Origin of the sequence: Candidatus Methylospira mobilis, assembly GCF_009498235.1 — a bacterium.
Taxonomy (GTDB): Bacteria; Pseudomonadota; Gammaproteobacteria; order Methylococcales; family Methylococcaceae; genus Methylospira; species Methylospira mobilis.
Genome location: NZ_CP044205.1, coordinates 2545419 through 2565268, shown reverse-complemented (window position 1 = coordinate 2565268; position 19850 = coordinate 2545419). Strand labels below are relative to the sequence as shown.

The following is a 19850-nucleotide window of genomic DNA, read 5'->3' as shown; positions in this document are numbered from 1 at the left end:
TAGATCATGCTGATTGTCGATTTGAAGCAACTCGTCGGACATTTGAACAGCTTTTGCAAGCAAGGGCTTGAAGGCGCCGCTGGGATTTGTCTGGCAAGAACCCATTATGAAATCACCACCGAACATCTGCTGCGCAAATTGCTTGACGAGCCGGCGTCGGATCTGACTTTGCTGTTGAGCGCCAATCAGGTCGATCCCGGTATTTTCAGGCGCGCGCTGGATGAAGCGCTGGATAGTTTCAAAGCAGGTAACAGCGGACGCCCGGTGTTTTCGCCATTGCTGCTGGAGTTATTGCAGGATGCCTGGCTTATCAGTTCGGTAAACCTGCTGGAACGGCAGGTGCGCTCGGGTGCGATACTGGCAGCGGTGGTCGGACGTGCGACTTTCTATGCCAGCGGCGATTACGTTCAATTGATCCGCGGGTTAAACCGCGATGTGCTACTGGCCAGTTATACCGCATCGACGGCGGGGTCGCTGGAAGAGACCGTCGGACATGACCGCAGCGAGGGCGGTAGCGCGGCCGCCGGCTCAGGGGCTGCAACGGGTGCTGAGGGCAGCGCCATTGCCCGGTTCTGCGAGGACTTTACCGCCAAAGCCAAGGCCGGCAAGCTGGATCCGGTATTCGGACGCGATGAAGAAATCCGTCAAATGGTGGATATTCTGGCGCGCCGCCGTAAAAACAATCCGATCTGCGTCGGCGATCCCGGTGTCGGCAAAAGCGCCGTTGTGGAAGGGCTCGCGTTGCGTATCGTGCAGGGCGACGTTCCCGATTCGCTGAAATCCGCTTCTATTCTCGGCCTGGACATGGCTTCACTGCAGGCCGGAGCCAGTGTAAAAGGCGAGTTCGAGAATCGTCTTAAATCGGTTATCAATGAAATCAAGGGCAGCAGCAAGCCGATCATCCTGTTCATAGACGAGGCGCATACCTTGATAGGTTCAGGCGGCGCAGCCGGCACCAATGATGCTGCCAACCTGCTGAAGCCGGCGCTGGCGCGCGGTGAGCTGAAAACCATTGCTGCGACCACCTGGGCCGAATATAAGAAGTACTTCGAAAAGGACGCTGCGCTGGCGCGCCGTTTCCAGCTGGTAGGGCTCGACGAGCCGACAGTCGCCACATCAATTGTAATCCTGCGCGGCTTACGGGACAGTTACGAACAGGCGCATCACGTCGTTGTGCGCGACGACGCCATCATTGCCGCCGCCGAGCTGGCCGCGCGCTATATCACCGGCCGTCAGTTGCCGGATAAGGCGGTCGATCTGCTCGATACCGCCTGCGCGCGCGTCAAGGTGGCGTTATCGGCCAAACCAGCCGAACTGGAAGACAAGGAGCGCGTAATCCAGGCGCTGGAGCGCGAACAAAAAGGCTTGTTGCGTGACCGCGACCATCAGCAGTCCCATGACGGTGAAAAGCTGGCTGAAATCGAACAGCGCATACCGCTGCTGCAAGCCGAAGTGGAAACGATCCGCCGCCATTGGGAAGAGGAAAAAGGCGCGGCGGAAGCCTTGCTGGCAGCGCGTGCCGAGCTTGCGCAGTTGTTGGAGGCTTCCGCGCCGGAAACGGAACTGAATGTGGCGCGCAACAAGCTGTCTGAGACCGAGGCCGGACTGAAAGCTTTGCAGGGCGATAACGCGCTGATTCGGGTCGAGGTCGACCCTGACGTCATTGCCAAAGTGGTGTCCGATTGGACCGGCATACCTCTGGGTAAAATGCTGCGCGACCAGATAGGCACCGTGCTGCATCTGGCCGAGCATTTGAAGGCTCGCGTCAGAGGACAGGACGACGGCCTGGATCTGATAGCCGAGGTAATCAAAACCTCGAAGTCCGGATTGAAAGATCCGCATCAACCGGTCGGCGTATTCCTGCTGGTGGGGCCTTCGGGGGTGGGTAAAACCGAAACCGCGCTGGCGCTCGCCGATTTGCTGTTTGGTGACGAACGCTCCACCATCACCATCAACATGAGCGAGTTTCAGGAAAAGCATAATGTTTCGCGTTTGATCGGTTCGCCGCCGGGATACGTGGGCTACGGCGAAGGCGGTGTGCTGACCGAAGCCGTGCGCAAGCAGCCTTATTCAGTGGTATTGCTTGATGAAGTGGAAAAGGCTCATCTGGATGTGATGAATCTATTTTACCAGGTGTTCGATAAAGGCGTGCTGTCGGATGGCGAAGGCAAGGAAATCGATTTTTCCAATACCATTATCTTCCTGACATCCAATCTCTCATCCGACGTAATTACCGAAATGACAGCTGGCGGCGAGCCGGTGCCGGGCGATGTGCTGTTATCGGCGGTGCGTCCTATCCTGTCGGCGCATTTTAAACCGGCGCTGCTGGCGCGCATGACGGTTATTCCTTACCGCACCCTGGGTATCGACGCGTTAACGGCGATTATTCGTCTCAAACTCGACAAAATAGTCGACCGTCTGCGGCAGAACAACAAGATTCAGTTAAGTTACGACGATGCGGTGGTTACGCAGATCGCGGAGCGCTGCACCGAAATTGAAACCGGTGCGCGCAATATCGATTTCATATTACGTAGCAGCCTGCTGCCGCAGCTTTCGCAGACCATACTCACGCGTATGACCGAAGGCGTCATGCTCAGCGCAATATGTTTGGGAATGGATGCCGAGGGGGCGTTTACCATTGTATCGGAGTAATTCGGAGTTGAATTGCTGCTGAATTAACCTGTTGTACCGGCAAGGGAGTGCCGGCGCCCATTCGGCAAGGCCTGTTCCGGGCGTAGCCGCAAGAGAAGTTACGCTTGTCTCCTTTGAAGCGAGCATTTGCGCTTGCGTATGTCAGGTAATACGTAATCCCCTGCCGCTTAATGATTATATGATTTGTACAATTACATACGTTTGTTGTTTCGGCAAACAAAATGCCAATCGGATAGCACTATGAACACATACAGTCAGATCAACGGAAAGGAACGCCGCTTCAGCTTTATTTGCGACAATGTTGCCCGGGATGCATTTGAGGTGGTGCGTTTCGAGGGCGAAGAAGCGCTGGCCGCGCTTTACCGCTTTGAGTTGCTGCTGGTTTCCAGGAATAGCGATATCAGCGAACGCGAGCTGGTGGGTAAACCGGCCCGGTTTACGCTTAACGATGGCAGCGAAGGTGGAAAGGAAACCATTTATCGTGGCCTGGTGCAGGAGCTATCCTATCAATACCAGACAGGCGGGTGGACATGCTACCGGGCAGTGCTGGTACCGAAGTTTTGGCGGTCGGAGACCTATTACCTTTCCGAGGTGTATCTGGATAAATCCCGTCCGGAGATTTTTAAAGTCATCCTGGAAAACAGCGGGTTGACCGGCAACGATTATGACCTCAGGCTACGGGAAGAGGTAAGCAATTACCCGAAGCAGGATTACGTCTGCCAGTACAAGGAAAGCTATTTTAATTTTATCGCGCGCTGGGCGGATCGCCTGGGTATTTATTGGTGGTACGAAGATACCGGGGCTAATGAAAAAGTCGTGTTCAGCGATACCCGCATGGCGCATAAGGATCAGGCGCTGGTGCTCCAGTATCAACCGCCGGGTGAGCAAGGTTCCGAACCCGGGCGGAAACGCCGGATTAATACCCTGACATTGGAAAGCCGCAGTCTTCCCAGGCAGGTGGTGGTGATGGATTATAACGAACAGCGCGCCAGCCATGAGATTCAAGGTAAGGCGGCAGTTGATCCTGAGGGGACCGGTGCAGTCTATTTATTCGGTAACAATTTAAAGACCAATGCGGAAGCCGAGCAATTAGCGAAACTGCGCGCCGAAGGCATTCGCTCGCGAGGCGATATATATCAAGGCAGCAGCACAGCGACAGGTTTGCGTTGCGGCGAATTTATGGAGGTTCAGGGACATCCTCGCCAGGGTTTCAATCGGCGTTACCTGCTGACCGCCGTCCGGCACCAAGGTTCGCAAGCCGGTTTATTGACGGATGGCTTGCGTTTACCCGCCGAAGGTGAGATAAGCCATTCCGCCGATTTTTATCTGGCTGAGATTTCCGCTATCTCTGCCGATGTGCAGTTCCGCCCGGAAATAAAACATGTCTGGCCGAAGATAGAAGGCACACTGATCGGCTTTGTCGATGCGGAAGGCAGTGGAGAATATGCCGAGCTGAATGAGAAAGGCGAATACAAGATACAGGTGCCGTTTGATATTACTCATAAGGGAGCGCAACGCAGTTCGGCCTGGATACGCAAGTCTTCGCAATACGCAGGCAGCGACTACGGCATGCATCTTCCGTTGCTCAAGGGTGCCGAAGTCCTGTTGTCCTTTATCAACGGCGATCCTGATCAGCCGGTGATAACCGGGGCTATGCCGAACTCGATAAGCCCCAACGTGGTGACCAACGACAATCAGCGGCAATCACGAATACTCACGGCTGGTGGCAATGAAATCATTCTGCACGATCAGGCCGGTAATCAATATATATTGATGAATACGCCGCTCGGCAACGCTTCGCTGCGCATGGGTGCGCTTGCCGGCGCGGTTGCCGGCAGTTCCGCGCCGGGCAACATCTGGATCAACACGGACAACGGAAACTTCGGCGTAACAACGGGTTCCGGTTTGGCTTCCCCGCCGGTATCGCCCGCTGCCCCGACTGACGGAATCTCGCTGACGGCTTATAGCGATGATATTACTTTGACATCCAGTCAGGGCGACATAATTCTGAATGCCCCGAATGGAAACATTACTCAAAATATCAAGGGGAACTCAACCGAGAACGTGAATGGGAGCATTACCTCGTGGATTGCAGAAGACAAGACGACATATACCTACGGCGATACCACGTCCTATTTCGCCGGAGCTGAAAATAGTGTCACGATTGGCGCAAAAAACTCTTTATATGTCGGACTTTGCGATAATTTATATGTTGGAGGATATATAAATTTTTATACGTTTAAGTTCGATATGTCGATTATGAAGTGGGAGTGGGTTAAAGGCGCTCATCTTGAAGCGAAGGGGTTTAAGGGACAGCAGATAACTGCATATTTTAAGTCATTAGGAACGGAGGTAAAGGCTACCGGAGCGGCAGTTAAGAAAGAGACCGTGGCGGTAGAGCAAAAGGGAGTGGAGGTAGAGCAAAAAGACGTAGCGCTGGCGCAAAATGAAGTGGTGCTGGAGCAGAAAGAAGTTAATGTAGATGACACTACCACGGAGGTGAGACAGCGCTCCGTCAGTATGGTTGAAACATCGACCAAGCTTGATTCAGGAGCAGTGGAGGTGAGAAACCGGTCGGTCAGCCTCGATAGCGGCACCAAGATTCTCACCCCTTAGGGTTTGCGACATATGGGCAAAAACCGCTCTTATTTGCCTGAGCTGCAAGTTCCGCCAAGCAGCGGACGGCGGGCATTCCGTTCGTCCCACAGCGTGGCTTCCGCGCCCTTGTTCCACCAGACATAAGGACCCGAGCAGTAACGCGCGCCGGAGCCTGAAGGCAGAATGACGAATAAGCGATTTTTTCCATCTATCGGCAGTATGGCAAAACTTTGTCCGTCCTGGGTGTTGATGTAGGCTACCGATAGTGACGTACCATCTCCGCAAGAGTAGCTTACGGTTTGCTGGTTTAACGGGATTATGCCGGGGAGAGTGAGGCTTGGTTCAAGGGGCGGCGGGGCTGCCGCTACCGGACGGGGTGGAACGGTGGTGCGTGGGGCGGAAAATACCGGCCCTGCAGCCGACGCCAACAAACCGGTAATCAGTAGACTGATTACCGGTTTGATCGCGCCATACATGATTTTTCTGCTTAAGGTCGTCATGACTTATTCTCCGGCTACCAGCGGAATATGGTAATCCTGCAATATTTTATTGATTTCAGCACCGTGCTTGCCGATGAACGTATTTAATTCGGCTTTTCTGTCCTTATCCGGGATTCTGACGCCCATCGAAATCGGGAAGCTGAAGCGTACGCCGGGTTCCGCTTTCATGGCTATCAGCACGAGTTGACCGGCTTTTGCGTGTTTTTCCAGGTAAGCGGCGATTGGCCCCCAGACGATGGCCATGTCGAGTTTGCCGGCGGCGAAGTCTTTTTCCAGCAATTGCGTGGTGTTGACGCTCGCATCGCCGGTCATGCTCTGATACGGAATGGCGTGTTCCACCAGGTTATGATTCAGCAGCCAGGTTGTGGCGGGAGAGCCGTCGAACATCGCGATTTTGAGTTTGCCGCGCCTGCCTTCATCCAGTTTGGCGAGGTCGTCGCTGCCGGCGATGTCGTCCCAGCCGCGCTTTTTGGCGATGACCAGAACATAAGTTGAACGGTAATAAGGTTCTGTTGTGGCCGCCATTTCAATACCGGTGGGAAGTCCCATGATCAGGTCGCATTTGTATTCTTCCGAATCGGGCAGCTTGGCCTTGAGCGTATTGCGTATGAATCCCATGCGCTGTGGAAACCAGGTGTATTCGACTTTTTTGCCGAATTCCTTGCCGATCAGTTCAGCCAGCCTGTTTTCGAATCCCTGGCCTTTAGTGTCGGAATAGGGCGGATTATTGGGGTCGGAACAGACTTTCAGCGTTTGGCCTTCCCAGGCTTGCGCCGGGGCGGCGAGGATACAGCTTATTCCCAGCGCGAGCGGGAAAAGACGGTTTATTTTCATGAGTTATCCTGGTTGATGTTTTGTGGGGTCGTTTGGAACTGAATACCGGATTATTCTGCTTGATCGACGCTGTGCGGTGAACAGGCCGCACAGCGGCGCGCTTACTTCCGGAATGACAGGGTTGCTTTGAAAGTGGACACGCTAGCTGAGTAGTTGCAATTTCAGCGGATATTGTAGTTTTAATGCCCGCAAAAATGAAGAACGCCCCGGTCGATTGCTCGACCGGGGCGTTCCTTGGCGATTAACGATCTACGAGCAGCAGATAATTAATTGTTAGGCAGTGAGAACACAGTCAGAACGCCGCCCAGCTTGGTGAAGTTGGCGAGGCTTTTGTAAGCGCCGACCGCACCCAGACCTTCGCTTTCGCCGTCAAGACCAGCCGCCATGCCGATACCGGCCCAGCCGCCGAGACCGGACAGAACGCCAACGTACTGCTTGCCCTTGTAAGACCAGGTGTTTACGTTGCCGATAATGCCCGAAGGCGTCTTGAAGCGATACAGCTCGTTACCGGAGCGTGCATCAACTGCCTTGACGTAACCTTCCAGCGTGCCGTAGAACACGACATCGCCCGCGGTTGCAACAGCGCCGGACCATACTGAGAACGGCTCATCCTTGGACCATACGATTTTACCGGTAGTCGGATCCCACGCAGTAAATACGCCCAGATTGGTGGAGCCGTTCTTGATGCCGGTTACAGCGTCAACGCCGGCCGGGAACATGGTCAGGGTAGCGCCTACATAAGGCTGACCGGCAGTGTATTCAACTTCGAATGGTTCGTAGTTCATACATACGTGGTTGCCGGGAATGTAAACCAGCTTGGTTCTCGGCGAGAACGCGATAGGCTGCTGGTCTTTCGATCCCAGAGCCGCAGGGCATACGCCCTTGGTGTTGACGTCCGTGCCGTTCTGATGCGTGGAGTACTCTTTCACAACCTGCGGACGGCCGGTCTTGTAGTCGACATGGCTGGCCCAGTTGACTGCCTTGTCGAACTTCTCGGCAACGAGCAGTTCACCGGTTACGCGATCGAGGGTATAGCCGAAGCCGTTACGGTCGAAATGCACCAGCAGTTTGTCATGATCCTTGCCGTTCCGGTCTTTCATCGGCAGGTCGAGCAGAACCATTTCGTTAATGCCGTCGTAATCCCATTCGTCGTGCGGAGTCATCTGGTAAACCCATTTGGCTTCGCCGGTGTCGGCGTCACGAGCCCAGATCGACATGGACCACTTGTTGTCGCCAGGACGCTGTACCGGGTTCCAGGTCGAAGGGTTGCCGGAACCGTAGTAAACCAAGTTCAGCGCGGGGTCATAGCTGTACCAGCCCCAGGTGCTGCCGCCGCCGATTTTCCACTGGTCGCCCTTCCAGGTGCTCAGACTGGAGTCTTTTCCGACAGGCGCGGTTTTGCCGTCAACCCAGGTTGTGGTTTTTTCGGGATTCAGGCCGACTTCTGCGTCGGGACCCATGCTGTATTTTTTCCATGCCAGCGAGCCGTCCTTGATGTTGTAGGCGGCCAGGAAGCCGCGCACGCCGAATTCGCCACCGGCCATACCGGTGATGACTTTGTCTTTGACGACCAGAGGCGCGTTGGTGCTGGTTGCGCCGACTTTAGGGTCGGCATTCTTGATCTTCCATGCAAGCTTACCGGTTTTTGCATCCAGGGCTACCAGGGTTGCGTCGCCCTGAGCCAGGAAGATTTTTCCGTCGCCGTAAGCCAGACCGCGGTTGACCACGTCGCAGCACATAACGGAAATAACCTGGTTCGGATCGATATCCTTGTCAGGCGTATAGGCGTATTCCCAGATTACGCTCTGGGTGGATTGATCCAGCGCGTAAACCTTGTGCGGGTAGGGGGTATGAACGAAAACAACGCCATTGACGGTCAGAGGGCCGCCTTCGTGTCCGCGCAGTACGCCGGTGGAGAAAGTCCAGGCAACCTGAAGGTTCTTGACGTTGTGGGTGTTGATTTGATCCAGGGTGCTGTAACGGGTGCCGGCGTAGTTGCCGCCCCATGTTGCCCAGTTCGAAGGGTCTTTGCTCAGATTATCTACTTCAGCGTTTGCTTGGGAGAGCCCGGGCGCTGCCAGCAGGGATGCAATCGATGTTGCGATCAGCCAGCTTTTAACGGGTTGTTTCATGATATCCTCCAGATATCCCGCAGTTACGGAATACGTTCAGTTAATGCCAGTTTAAGCCTAAGGTACAACGGTTTTTTGGGAATTTTTCCCTGTTGCAGCGGGAAATTTACCCGATAGTCCGTCTGGGTGCGTAAATTGAATTATCCGGGCTGAAATGTCAATATGAATCGTAGTTTTCTGACTTGAAAGTAGACGCGCGATGCGAGGATAATAAGTCATTGCTAATATTTTGGGCTGGAGACGAGGCGAGTGAACCGGTATAGACGACAATGGCATATTATTCTGCTGGGGGTTCTATGGGGTATATGCTGTGCTTCGGCGCCCGCCGCCGCGCCGCTCGAATTGATGCAGGTGGCGGAGGGGATTTTCGTGCATCAGGGCCGCGACGAGTTGCCCGATACGCTGAACCACGGCGAAATCGCCAATATCGGATTCGTCGCCGGGACGCGCTGTGTGGCGATTATAGACTCCGGGGGCAGCCCCGAACAGGGGCGCGCGTTAAAAGTCGCTGTCGAAGCTCTTAGCCCGCTTCCTGTGTGTTATGTGATCAATACCCATGTGCATCCGGACCACATTTACGGAAACCGGGCTTTCGCACTGCCGGGCGTGCATTTTGTCGGTCACCGGAAGCTCGCGCAGGCCATGAGTCTGCGCGCGGGGTATTATCTGGAAAATGCCGGAAAACGCCTGAACATCGTGCTGGAACCGGCTGACTTCATTCCACCTGATATCGCTGTAGACGATGCGCTGAAACTGGATCTGGGGGGGCGCACGTTGCGTTTGACCGCGCATGCTGCGGCGCACACCGACAGCGACTTGACGGTCTACGACGAAAAAACGCAGACGCTGTGGGCGGCGGATCTGCTTTTCATGACGCACGTTCCTGTCGTCGACGGCAGCGTGAACGGATGGCTGGCGGAGCTGGCCAAATTGCGTGCGATCCCCGCCCGGCATGCGATACCCGGTCATGGACCGGTCAGCGCGGACTGGCCGGCCGCGTCGGATGCGGAACTGGGTTACCTGGAAATGCTGCGCGCCGAAATCCGGGAATATATCAGGCAGGGCAAAACCATGGAAGCCGCCATGAACGGAATAGGGCTATCCGCCCGCCGGAATTGGCAATTGTTTGATGAGTTTCATAAACGCAACATCTCGACTGCGTTTGCGGAATTGGAATGGGAATAGTTAATGATCGATACACGCAGGAATCAGGAGAAGTCACGGTCCACGAAAGACGCGAAAAGCACGCAAATTCTATAAGCGCGGGACGGAGCAAACTGCCCGTTGCAGCCCTGTTCATTTTTTCGTGACTTTTGTGTTTTTCGTGGACAAATGCTTTTGATTTACACAAAAACAACAAACAACAACATCACGAGGATAAGAATATGTTTAAGCGCATAAATCAATTCAAGGCCGTTTTGTTTTTCCTGGCAGTGGGTTTTTCTGCCGGGATTTTGGCCGGCGGCGAAGAAGACGCTGCCTGGAACGGTGGACTCAAGCAAAAGTTTTTTGGCGACAAAGTAATCCAGGAAAGCAGCGGTGTTATCGAGCTGACCGCGCCTTACCGTGCCGAAGACCCGGCGCTGGTGCCTGTTTCCGTTACCAGTAAAATTGCGCAGACGCCGGAAAAATATATCAAGGCGATTACCCTCATCATTGACAACAACCCGGTGCCGTTCGCCGCGGCTTTCACTTTTACGCCTGACAGCGGCAAAGCCGATATCGGCCTGCGCGTGCGCGTCAACGCTTATACGCCGGTGCGAGCCATTGCCGAGACCAGCGACGGAAAACTGACCATGTCGCGGGTTTTCGTCAAAGCCAGCGGCGGCTGTTCCGCTCCGATCGGCGCCGATATGGATGCGGCGATCGCTCGCATGGGCAAGATGAAGTTCCGGCTTGAAGGAGACAAATTGGCATTGCAGCAGCCCAATCAGGTGCAGTTGCTGATCAGTCATCCCAATATCACCGGCATGCAGATGGATCAGCTGACGCGATCCATCAAGCCGGCTCATTTTGTGGAGCAGGTGAAAGTCAGCTTCGACGGCAAGCCGGTCATGACCGCGCAAACCGATATAGCGGTCAGCGCCGATCCCAATTTCCGTTTTTATTTCAAACCCGACAAGGCGGGCGAGCTTAAGGCGGAGATTCGCGATAATAGGGGTAATCAGTTTAGCGACGTGCAAGCGGTGAAACCGTAGGGAATCTTATCCTTGACAGATAACGCCGACCGCGCTCGGATTGAAGCCTCGCACGTTGCCGGTAAATTCGTGCGCCGGTAGATGCCGGGCGGCGCTTCTTCCGTCATCGAAACGCGATTGGTGTTCTCTAACTCAATCGCCAAAACCGGCCCCATATGACAAACAGCGATTTTAAATATCGTTACTGTTGCAGCGGTAGAAAATTTTGAGTCTCCGTTCTGTTACGGTGTATTCAGCTCATGAACCGCGTGTACTTTGACACTCATTTCGAACGGCGGGAAAGCTGGGAGGTCTGGCCGGCCGAGTTTGCGATCATCACCGCCTATGCCACGACCGGCGAAACCTGGCCCGATTCAAGGAATCTGGCCGCAGACAGGCAATTGGAAGCCGAGTTGCGCCGGCAGCGACGCTGGATGCGGCGGCTGACCGGTTTTTCACCGGCCGACGGACATGCGGAGCCAGGGTGGGCGGTCGATATCGGCTTTCACGCCGTTTGCGATATCGGAAAGCGCTATGAGCAGGATGCTATTTATTACATTATCGAGGATACGCTCTACGTCAGTTTTTGCGACCAACGCCGCGCATTGCTGGAAGTCGGTGGTTTCCGCGTGCGTGTTCATCCATGAAATCCCTGGGAAAACGCTGAATGAAACACTCCGTTCATAGTAAACCTGTCGAAGGATTAAATCAGTTAATTCAACTATTCGGTCGTATCTGCTGTCTGGCCGCATCGGCAACGTCCCGGCTCAGCCGATCGATGCAGCCGTTCAGCGCATTGACCATCAGTCTGTAGTCGCTGGACGAGGCGGGGATGCGGTATTCGCTCTGGCGGGATTCGGCGATTTTGTCGCCATCGCGTATGCTCCATTGCGCGCGCAGCAGGGCCGATTGCTCGGGAGTGACATGAAATTCGACGATGGTTATCTGTATCCTGATTTCAGCCTGACGCGCCAGACTCGATGAATTGGGCGAAACCACATCGGCCGGAACAAGGCGTGCAAGGTTTTCCGCCAGTACCCGATCTATATTGTCGCTCAGAGGTTCCGCCCAGCGCTGGGTTTCGTTGAGTTGATAACTGTTTCTGGCGGTGGCCTGAACGATCTGGGTGCGGTCCACGTATTTGGGCAACGATACCGGGCTCAGCGCGATGACCGGACGTCGCGCCTGTTGCGTTCGTGGCGTCGCGCCCGTTTCCGCGAGCGGCTCCAGCAGGTAGAAATCCGGGGCGGGGGATTTTCCAAAACACCCTGCCAATAGCAGCAGGAACGAGCAGAGCGGGATTAATCGGGTGTATTTTGCGTGCATCACGGTTATTACCTGCTAGTCTTTTCCTGAAATCAACGCTTCCGGATGGCGTTCCAGAAAATCCGAAAGTTCGTTGATCGAGCGCGCCGCGTCTTTTAACGCAACCAGCGCCTCGTTCAGGTTGGATTCTGGGCCGATAGCGCTTTCTACCGAAGACATTGCGCCCTTGGCGTTGTTTAGCGTCAGGGTGGCTGTGGTCATCGTGGTTTCGGCGCTTTTTAACAGCGGAGCTATCTCCTTGTGCATATCCTTGACCATGCCGCGTGTATCCTGCAATAAACCGTTGGTATTGTTCAACAGCGGCTGCATGTTCTGATTCAGGGTAGTAACCGACTTTTCCAGCGAGGTCAGCGTATGCGCCAAAGCAATACGCGAGTCGCGCAGCTCATCCGATTTCAGGATGGTGCGAATTTCACTCATGCTATCGGCAAGGTCTCGCACAATCTGGTCGATCGGCATCGCGCGCACTTTTTTGGCAATTTCGTCGGCGGTGGTGCGCAACTCGTCGATCGAGGTTTTAATGCTGGGCAGTTCTTCCAGATTATGGTAGTTGATGCCGGTTAATACCACCGGTTCGTCCGGATAAAATCCGAAATTGACGTAAAGCATGCCGGTCAACAGGCTTTGAGTTTCCAGGCGCGCGCGCAGTCCGGCATCAATCAACGACCGGCTATGGTCCATGTCCTCGCCGTATTGTTTACGGATGGCGACCGGTTGTCCATATTTATTGACAAAGGTCTGGCGATTAATTTCGACGACCACCGGTTTGTAGATTTTTTTCTTTTCCGAATCCACTTCCAGCAGAATTTCCGTCACCGTGCCGATTTTCACACCCTGCAGCTTGACCGCGGCGCCGATGTCGAGTCCGTTCAGCGATGAGTCGAAAAAAATGACAAAGCGATCGACATCCTTGACCAGCATTTTATTCCCGCCGAAAAAGATGATGCCGGTTATCAGCAGGATCAGGGCGCCTACGGTAAAAGCGCCGATGACATAGGTGTTTGCCGGTTTACTCATGGAAGACATTCTCCCTGATGGGTGCCGCACACGCTGCGGTGATTATGCATGATATTCTCCTCGCGTGAGAAATTGCTGGATACGCGGATCACGGGATTCCGCGAGCAGGGTATGAGGCGATCCGGTGGCCAGCATGGTTTTCGACTCCGAATCCAGAAAAACGGAATTGGTGCCGATCGCAAACAGACTGGCCAGTTCATGGGTGACAAGGACGATGGTGGTGCCGAGGATATCGCGCAGGCTGATGATCAGGTCGTCCAGCAGTCTGGAACTGACCGGGTCCAGACCCGACGAGGGTTCGTCAAAAAACAGAATTTCCGGGTCGAGTGCGATCGCGCGCGCAAGCCCTGCGCGTTTTTGCATGCCGCCGCTGATTTCCGCGGGGTAATAGTCTTCGAAGCCCGCCAGGCCGACCAGCGCCAGTTTGTAGGAGGCAATATCGCGAATTTCGCTCGCTGTGTAGCGGGTAAATTCACCCAGCGGCAAGGCGACATTCTCAGCCAGCGTCAGTGAGCTGAACAGCGCGCTGCTTTGATACAGCACGCCGATACGGCGCATCAGTGTTTCACGCTGTTCGGGCGAGCATTGCCACAGGCTCTTGTCGTGTAGAACGACATCGCCGTGCGCCGGCTTCATTAATCCGATCATGTGCTTGAGCAGCGTGCTTTTGCCGCAGCCGCTGCCGCCCATGATAATAAAGACATCGCCTTCGTTGACGGTAAAATCGAGATTGCGCTGAATGACAAACTCACCATAGGCCATGGTCATGTTTTTAACGACGACATGCTGTTTCGAATTTAAATCCGGTATTGACATCGTTAGATATGCAGTCTGTTTGCCATGATCGTTATCAGCGAGTCGGCAACAACGATATAGACGATGCTGTCGACCACTGCCCCGGTGGTCGCGTTGCCGACGTCCGATGCGCTGCGTCCGCAACGCAGGCCGCGCAGACAGCCGGCGACGGCAATCAGCGTAGCGAAGACCAAGCCTTTGAACATGCCGAGAAAAAAGGCGTTTATGCGTACGATACGCTTGGTTTCATTGATGTATTGCAGCCAGGAAATGTCGAATGTGCCGGTAGTTACGATCGCGCCGCCCAGCACGCCCAGGTAATCGGCATATAGCACCAGCAGCGGCATCATCAGCATCAATGCAAGCAGGCGCGGCAGCACCAGGAATTCCATCGGCGATATGCCCATGGTTTTCAGCGCGTCTATTTCGCTGTTGGCGTTCATGGTGCCCAGTTGCGCAGCATAGGCGGCGCCGGTACGCCCGGCAACGATGACGGCAGTCATCAGCGCGCCCATTTCCCTGAACATGCCGAGTCCCACCAGGTCGGCGATAAAAATCTGCGCGCCGAAGCGCGATAGCTGTATCGAGCCGACGAAAGCGAGTATCAGTCCGACCAGTATGCTGATCAGCGTGACTATGGGCAGGGCGTTGCCGCCCGCTTCCTGTATGAACAACATAAGATCGACGCGGCGCATCTTGGCTTTGCCGCGTATCAGGGTCAGCAGGCTTAATAGCATCAAGCCGATAAATCCGAGGAACTCGTGGACGTTGGTTTTTGCCGCCAGCACGTTTTCGCCGATGATGGCCAGCAGCGGCGTTTTGGGACCGTCTCGTCTGGCGTCCTGCCGTTCCGGCACGGTCATGGCCTGTTTGACCAGGCGTTGCAATCCGTCCGGCAACGCGGAAATGTCTGCGTTGACGTTGCGTTGTCTGCATTCGTTCAGCAGCCTGAACAGACACGCAGGCAGGCGGCTGTCCCAATCGTTTTGTACTTCGCATTGGAACGCGATGCGTTTTGGGAGGAGCGATAAAACATCCTTGATGAGTTTTGCGCTGTCGACAGCACCGCTGTCGCGGCGCCACGACCCTGAGAAACGGATAATAATTTGCTCTCCGTTGCGTATGATCGCAATGCCGGTGGCCGACATCCCATCCCCGGATGGTGTCCGCTTAGATGTCATAACCGCCATTATTCCGGGGAATAAGCGAAGATATTGGTGCGTTACCGTGTAAATCGCGAAGCGAACACAGGCCCTCCTCTTCCACCGGGGCGAAGGCGGAATTTTGCGAAGCATGCTTCGCACCGCCGTAGCCGGACTGCGCTGCAACGCAGTTCGTGGGACGCGGAGCGGGTTGGGTGAGGGAAACCGTGCGTGGTGCAAGCATTTGCGTGATAGAGGGCGATGCTTGCGTCATGAGCGGTTAGATTGGTTAGTCGTTGTCAGCATCCGTTCCAATAACCGGTTTTTGGGTAAAGGATCACTTGTTTCGATTCTACTGCTTGAGCACAGCCTGTCAAGGCAAGCCTGCTGTTCTTTCCAATTTGCTTCATAAGCATCGAGTATGCGGCAGACTATTTGATCTATCTGCCCGAATCCGCTTTCGATTCCCTTGCGCAAGCCATGGGCGGCGACGCGCTCGGCTGAGGGCGTGAGCGCGCGATGCAGCAGAAACGGCAGCAGCCAGGATATGCCTGTCAGGAGTAGCGCGTGGATTGCAAAGTCCGCTCCGAGGAAAGCGCGCTGATTCAGGCTGCCCAGATAATAGCCGAGGACTATATCTCTGCCTATCCATGCGGCCGCCGCCAACGGCAGAAACACTTCGCACAGCATGGCGGATTTTAAAAAAAAGCGTTGCGCCTTGTTGCCGGGACGCGCCTGCGCCATACGCAAACCGCGCGTGGCGGATGCGAGTATTTGTTGCGCCGCCGCGGTTTGCAGCGGGATCAGCCCTTCGCGTAACGGTTGAAACGGCAGGCGCAGGTTTTCGGCTTCCAGCGTTAATGTGTGCAGCGTGTCCTGCAATTGCATTTGGGCGTGGTCGTCCCAGATCAGCATGTCCTGGCGCTGCGGCGCGATGTCCCCGGCGCCGCTGCCTTGCAGGGCCGGAGTAAACAGTTTCTGCGCCAGTAACGCGGCGTTGTCGCGTATCGGCCATTCCAGCGCGCGCAGCAATTCCTCGCTTTGCTTTTGCCAAATCCCGCGCCAGATTTTTTTCAGACGGACGATATCTTCGATACACCCCATTCGTCGGCCAATTTGCATCAGCAGTTCGCGCGTTTCTTGCATGCGTATCGACAGGGCGCGGCTTTCCAGTTGTGCGCCGATGTGGCTGTCCGCCAACGTCCGCAGCGTTTCTTCGAGCAAGGTGAAGTCGTCGCCGGCGCTATTTCCGTCCGGCTGTTCGCTGCTGTCGGTGCATAAAATGACCGGATCTGCAAATCCGCCTTGCGCCAGCAGCTTGCCGAAATCCCGCAATTGCAGCGGGTCTCCCCGATCCCACTGATTCATGATAAACAGCCACGCGTGTTCGCGCCCCTCGCTGCGCAGTATCTGCCAGCCCTGATCGTCGCGGTAGCGTTCCGGGCTTACCACATACAGCAGTACGTCGATGTGCGGCAGCCATCGCAGCACCTGTTCGCGGTTGTGCGTTTCCGTGCTGTCGAAATCCGGCATGTCTATCCACAGTATATGCCTGTAGCGCTCGTCCTGATGATGCGCGTGTCTGGTTTGCGAAAGCGGCAGGTCGCCGGGCAGATGTTCGATCAGCAGCGATTGATGCAGATAGAGCGAAACTTCCCGCGATGTAGGCCGTTCCACGCTGGTAAGCGCCAGCTCCTGCCGCGCCAGCCGGTTCAGCAGCGTGCTTTTGCCGACGCCGGTGCCGCCGACGAAGGCGACTATCAATGGGCGCTGAGTTGCGCCGTCAAATTGAAAAGCCGCTGCGGGAGGTTCCAGGGTCCGTTGCAAGGCGCCGATGTCGGCTTTGATCCAGCCTTGCTGTTTGGCCTGCCTGATCCAGTCCAGCGCCTCGATAAAATATGGGTGGGTTTCAGCGTGCATGTCGGTCCAGCAGTTTTTCTACGGATTCGAGACGTTCCGGCGCGATATTGAAGCGCTTCCCGGGATCGATGCGCAAGGGCAGGGCGCGCAACGCCTGTTCCGCCTGATCAAGAAACAACGCGCCGACCCGATGCAGTTGGCGCTCTTTCAGATCGTCCTGCGCCTTGCCGAGGTAATGTCCGAGCGCGCTTTCCGTCAGCAGCGAGGTTATCGATATCGTCGCCGGCGCGATGATGAAGTCCTGAACGCCGATGCCGCCGGTGTGCAGTGCCAACGCCAGCGCGGTCGTATCTGCAAAGGCGCGCGTGGCGCGCAGACTGTTGAGCACCGCCGGTTGCCGGCTGAGATGGGCATGCAGTAATTGTGCGGTCTGTTCGATTTCGGGTCTGAAAGCCTGATGATAGGCGGACGCCGCGCTCAGAAAAGCGCTTGCCGCCGATGCGCGTTCCAAACGCAGTTTTTGCGCGAGTTCGCGCCACCAGCTGCGTAGCGTTTGTTCGTCTTCCGCGGCATACAACGCCGCTTCGCTTACCGCTATCAGCATGTGATCGAAAATTTGCGCCAGCAGTGCGATTTCTCTGTCGTCGTCGGCAACGGAAGATGGTCTCCCGCTTTGTCCTATTCGGGCGATCTGTCTGAACGGCCAGGTCAGCAACTGCCGCGTGAGCGCAATGCCGCGCGCCAGGCCGGGTATTTCCAGCAGCGTTAATAATTCAGCCAGGGCGCGTTGAAAGGTATGGTAATGCCGTGGATGATCGAGGTAGTCGCGCCGGTACAGTTTAAGCGCCTCGCTGATACTGTCATCGATCAGCTTATGCCAGCGCTGCAGCGCCAGCCGCTCTTCCATGGCCGGGGCTACCCACCCGGCCCAGTGTTGCGCAACAAGGTTGCAGGCCCGCTGCGCGGCATCGCTGCCGGCTTTGCGGCCGGCAAGCTTTTGCACTGCCTGCAACAGTTCGGCGGAACCCAGTTGCGGTTCCGCGCCGGGCTCGTGTTTGCGATAAGGCAGGACAAGCAAAGCAGCTGGCGCATCCTGGCGGTGTTGCGACCATTTATTCCGTAACGCCTGCGCCAGCGCCGCTGCCGAGCCGGCATCGATCTTGTTCAGGCACAATACGGTGGGCTGCCTGAGCGGGGCGATCAGTTCGATGATGTTCCAGACCGATTGATCAGCGTATTTGTCCTTGCTCAGCACGATCAGCACAATGTCGGCAAGCGCTATGGTTCTGAGCAGTCCGGGCAGGTAACGGCCGGCGTCTACAGAATCGAAATCGGGAGTATCCCATAGGACGGTATGCGTCAGCGGATGATCGACAGGCAGATTCAACTGTTCCCAGCCGAACCGGGCATAGTCGGCATCGCCGTTTCCGGCGGGCAAATCGCGGATCGCGCAGCGTTTGAAACCGTGAAGATAAGCGTCCGGCGGCTCGGGAACGGATGCGTCCGGATTGATGGCAAACGCCTGCGGGTGCACGGTAAAGCCGGCCAGCGGACTGGTTTGCGCATGCCGTTCGCCCAGCAGCAGGTTGACCACGGTGCTTTTGCCGGCTTGCGTTGGGCCAAGCACGGCTATCTGGACGGCGCGTGTCGGCTGTTGTGCGCAGGCGATAATTTTTTCGAGAAAGGCTTCGGCCAATGTGAGCGAGGTTATCACGCCGGTGGCCCCCGTGTGATCGGCAGCGGCGATGCCGGTGCGTTCGTAGGCTTTGCGAAGCAGCTTCAGGGTGGAATGCAATTCGGGGAGTCTATTCAATGGGGTCAGGCCGTAGGTCTTGGGTTGCGAAGTGAATCATTCCCTTGTTTGCGGCCTTGCCTGCCGCGCTTCCGGGGTTCCCGGCATTATTGCCGGGCCAGACGGCCGGAGGCGCGCGCATAGGGAAACGGTTCGGTACTGCGTACCGGATTGATGTCCAGGCCGCCGCGCCGGGTATAGCGCGCTTCCACGGTCAGGTATTCGGGTCGGCAGCGCCGCATCAAGTCCATGAAAATTCGCTCGACGCAATGCTCATGAAAACCGGCATGCTGGCGATAGGATACAATATAGGCCAGTAGACCTTCGTGATCAATGCGCGGACCGCCATAGTCGATAAGCAGGCTGGCCCAGTCGGGCTGGCCGGTAATCGGGCAATTCGATTTCAGCAGATGGCTGACCAGCGCTTCCCTGGCCGGCGTATCCGTATGGGTCAGTAATTCAGGATGCGGCTGGTAATGACTTATTGACGGTGTCAGCGTATCCAGCAGCAAACCGGGTGGTTCCGACAGCCGCAACTCCGAAAAATGCTCCGGCAGCACGATTTCCACGATGATTTCGGTGCCGCTGGCCGCGTGCAAGTCCTGCTCCAGCGCAAGTTTTAAGATGGCAGCGCTTTCCAGCCGCGTTTGATTGAACGAGTTCAGGTACAGCTTGAGCGATTTGGACTCCACGATATTCGGAGATGAAGCTGGAAAGCCCAGGCGTCCGATGGCGATTTGCGGCAAACCGTTCAGGTTCAGCCAGGACAGTTCGTAGGCATGCCAGATATCGTAACCATGAAACGGCAGCGCCGTTTCATGGCCGATACCGATCCCGGTGCGCTGCCGTGTGCGAGGAACCGCGAACAGCAGGCCGGGATCGTACTGGTCGGAATAGGCGCTGTGTTTTCCCAGCGGAGATTTATGCAGCGTGTTCATAATTATACTGAAAAAAACAGTATGGCTGTAGATTGGACGCTTGCCGGACGGCATCCTGCTGATATCTGGCACTGGAAGCGCGCTTGA

The 19850-nt window shown here is 55.8% G+C and carries 15 protein-coding genes; 5 read left to right on the top strand and 10 right to left on the bottom strand.

All coding sequences use genetic code 11. The annotated features are described in order from the left end of the window. Nucleotides 1–6: 6 nt before the first annotated feature. The gene (tssH, locus tag F6R98_RS11555) at nucleotides 7–2652 is read left to right on the top strand and encodes a type VI secretion system ATPase TssH (protein ID WP_153249152.1); all 2646 of its coding nucleotides are present in this window, start codon (nucleotides 7–9) and stop codon (nucleotides 2650–2652) included. A gap of 240 nt (nucleotides 2653–2892) precedes the next feature. Next, the gene (gene tssI, locus F6R98_RS11550; RefSeq protein ID WP_153249151.1) at nucleotides 2893–5268 is read left to right on the top strand and encodes a type VI secretion system tip protein TssI/VgrG; all 2376 of its coding nucleotides are present in this window, start codon (nucleotides 2893–2895) and stop codon (nucleotides 5266–5268) included. 29 nt (nucleotides 5269–5297) lie between these two features. Here tssI and F6R98_RS11545 read toward each other — a convergent pair whose 3' ends face one another. From F6R98_RS11545 to F6R98_RS11535, 3 genes are all read right to left on the bottom strand, one after another. Further along, entirely contained in the window at nucleotides 5298–5750 is a 453-nt protein-coding gene (locus tag F6R98_RS11545; protein WP_153249150.1) for an MliC family protein, read from the bottom strand. Between the two features lie 3 nt (nucleotides 5751–5753). Then, nucleotides 5754–6584 carry a quinoprotein dehydrogenase-associated putative ABC transporter substrate-binding protein gene (locus tag F6R98_RS11540; RefSeq protein WP_153249149.1) on the bottom strand — a complete coding sequence of 277 codons (831 nt, stop codon included), beginning with the start codon at nucleotides 6582–6584 and terminating at the stop codon, nucleotides 5754–5756. 266 nt (nucleotides 6585–6850) lie between these two features. Then, nucleotides 6851–8716, bottom strand: a complete 1866-nt coding sequence (locus F6R98_RS11535) for a methanol/ethanol family PQQ-dependent dehydrogenase (RefSeq protein WP_153249148.1) — start codon at nucleotides 8714–8716, stop codon at nucleotides 6851–6853. Nucleotides 8717–8965: 249 nt separating this feature from the next. On the opposite strand from F6R98_RS11535, the gene F6R98_RS11530 reads away from it, so the two are divergent. From F6R98_RS11530 to F6R98_RS11520, 3 genes are all read left to right on the top strand, one after another. Next, nucleotides 8966–9901: a quinoprotein relay system zinc metallohydrolase 2 gene (locus tag F6R98_RS11530; RefSeq protein WP_228124843.1), complete on the top strand. Its 936-nt coding sequence runs from the start codon at nucleotides 8966–8968 to the stop codon at nucleotides 9899–9901. A gap of 200 nt (nucleotides 9902–10101) precedes the next feature. Continuing rightward, entirely contained in the window at nucleotides 10102–10914 is an 813-nt protein-coding gene (locus F6R98_RS11525; protein ID WP_153249147.1) for a quinoprotein dehydrogenase-associated SoxYZ-like carrier, read from the top strand. 239 nt (nucleotides 10915–11153) lie between these two features. Further along, on the top strand, nucleotides 11154–11540 hold the full coding sequence (locus F6R98_RS11520) for a DUF3293 domain-containing protein (protein WP_153249146.1): 387 nt from the start codon (nucleotides 11154–11156) through the stop codon (nucleotides 11538–11540). Nucleotides 11541–11610: 70 nt separating this feature from the next. Here the strand turns inward: F6R98_RS11520 and F6R98_RS11515 are convergent, their stop codons facing one another. The 7 genes from F6R98_RS11515 to queF all read right to left on the bottom strand — a co-directional run bounded on the left by F6R98_RS11515 (nucleotide 11611) and on the right by queF (nucleotide 19763). Then, nucleotides 11611–12219, bottom strand: a complete 609-nt coding sequence (locus F6R98_RS11515; protein WP_153251028.1) for a PqiC family protein — start codon at nucleotides 12217–12219, stop codon at nucleotides 11611–11613. 15 nt (nucleotides 12220–12234) lie between these two features. Then, nucleotides 12235–13236 carry an MlaD family protein gene (locus F6R98_RS11510; protein ID WP_153249145.1) on the bottom strand — a complete coding sequence of 334 codons (1002 nt, stop codon included), beginning with the start codon at nucleotides 13234–13236 and terminating at the stop codon, nucleotides 12235–12237. A 42-nt stretch (nucleotides 13237–13278) separates the two neighbouring features. Then, nucleotides 13279–14052: an ABC transporter ATP-binding protein gene (locus F6R98_RS11505; protein ID WP_228124842.1), complete on the bottom strand. Its 774-nt coding sequence runs from the start codon at nucleotides 14050–14052 to the stop codon at nucleotides 13279–13281. A 2-nt stretch (nucleotides 14053–14054) separates the two neighbouring features. Next, the gene (locus F6R98_RS11500) at nucleotides 14055–15212 is read right to left on the bottom strand and encodes an MlaE family ABC transporter permease (protein ID WP_228124841.1); all 1158 of its coding nucleotides are present in this window, start codon (nucleotides 15210–15212) and stop codon (nucleotides 14055–14057) included. Between the two features lie 231 nt (nucleotides 15213–15443). Next, nucleotides 15444–17093, bottom strand: coding sequence for a GTPase (locus tag F6R98_RS11495; RefSeq protein WP_153249144.1), 1650 nt, complete (start codon nucleotides 17091–17093; stop codon nucleotides 15444–15446). Beyond that, entirely contained in the window at nucleotides 17083–18846 is a 1764-nt protein-coding gene (locus tag F6R98_RS11490; protein WP_194269904.1) for a GTPase domain-containing protein, read from the bottom strand. The genes F6R98_RS11495 and F6R98_RS11490 overlap by 11 nt, the downstream gene beginning before the upstream one ends. Nucleotides 18847–18932: 86 nt before the next feature. Next, nucleotides 18933–19763 carry an NADPH-dependent 7-cyano-7-deazaguanine reductase QueF gene (queF, locus tag F6R98_RS11485; RefSeq protein WP_153249142.1) on the bottom strand — a complete coding sequence of 277 codons (831 nt, stop codon included), beginning with the start codon at nucleotides 19761–19763 and terminating at the stop codon, nucleotides 18933–18935. Between the last annotated feature and the right edge of the window lie 87 nt (nucleotides 19764–19850).

What these genes read in the sequence shown, in the direction of transcription:
- F6R98_RS11545 (WP_153249150.1), bottom strand. Translation starts at nt 5,750, where the DNA reads ATGACGACCTTAAGCAGAAAAATCATGTATGGCGCGATCAAACCGGTA.
- tssI (WP_153249151.1), top strand. Translation starts at nt 2,893, where the DNA reads ATGAACACATACAGTCAGATCAACGGAAAGGAACGCCGCTTCAGCTTT.
- queF (WP_153249142.1), bottom strand. Translation starts at nt 19,763, where the DNA reads ATGAACACGCTGCATAAATCTCCGCTGGGAAAACACAGCGCCTATTCC.
- F6R98_RS11525 (WP_153249147.1), top strand. Translation starts at nt 10,102, where the DNA reads ATGTTTAAGCGCATAAATCAATTCAAGGCCGTTTTGTTTTTCCTGGCA.
- F6R98_RS11495 (WP_153249144.1), bottom strand. Translation starts at nt 17,093, where the DNA reads ATGCACGCTGAAACCCACCCATATTTTATCGAGGCGCTGGACTGGATC.
- F6R98_RS11535 (WP_153249148.1), bottom strand. Translation starts at nt 8,716, where the DNA reads ATGAAACAACCCGTTAAAAGCTGGCTGATCGCAACATCGATTGCATCC.
- F6R98_RS11500 (WP_228124841.1), bottom strand. Translation starts at nt 15,212, where the DNA reads ATGACATCTAAGCGGACACCATCCGGGGATGGGATGTCGGCCACCGGC.
- tssH (WP_153249152.1), top strand. Translation starts at nt 7, where the DNA reads ATGCTGATTGTCGATTTGAAGCAACTCGTCGGACATTTGAACAGCTTT.
- F6R98_RS11540 (WP_153249149.1), bottom strand. Translation starts at nt 6,584, where the DNA reads ATGAAAATAAACCGTCTTTTCCCGCTCGCGCTGGGAATAAGCTGTATC.
- F6R98_RS11510 (WP_153249145.1), bottom strand. Translation starts at nt 13,236, where the DNA reads ATGAGTAAACCGGCAAACACCTATGTCATCGGCGCTTTTACCGTAGGC.
- F6R98_RS11520 (WP_153249146.1), top strand. Translation starts at nt 11,154, where the DNA reads ATGAACCGCGTGTACTTTGACACTCATTTCGAACGGCGGGAAAGCTGG.
- F6R98_RS11515 (WP_153251028.1), bottom strand. Translation starts at nt 12,219, where the DNA reads ATGCACGCAAAATACACCCGATTAATCCCGCTCTGCTCGTTCCTGCTG.
- F6R98_RS11505 (WP_228124842.1), bottom strand. Translation starts at nt 14,052, where the DNA reads ATGTCAATACCGGATTTAAATTCGAAACAGCATGTCGTCGTTAAAAAC.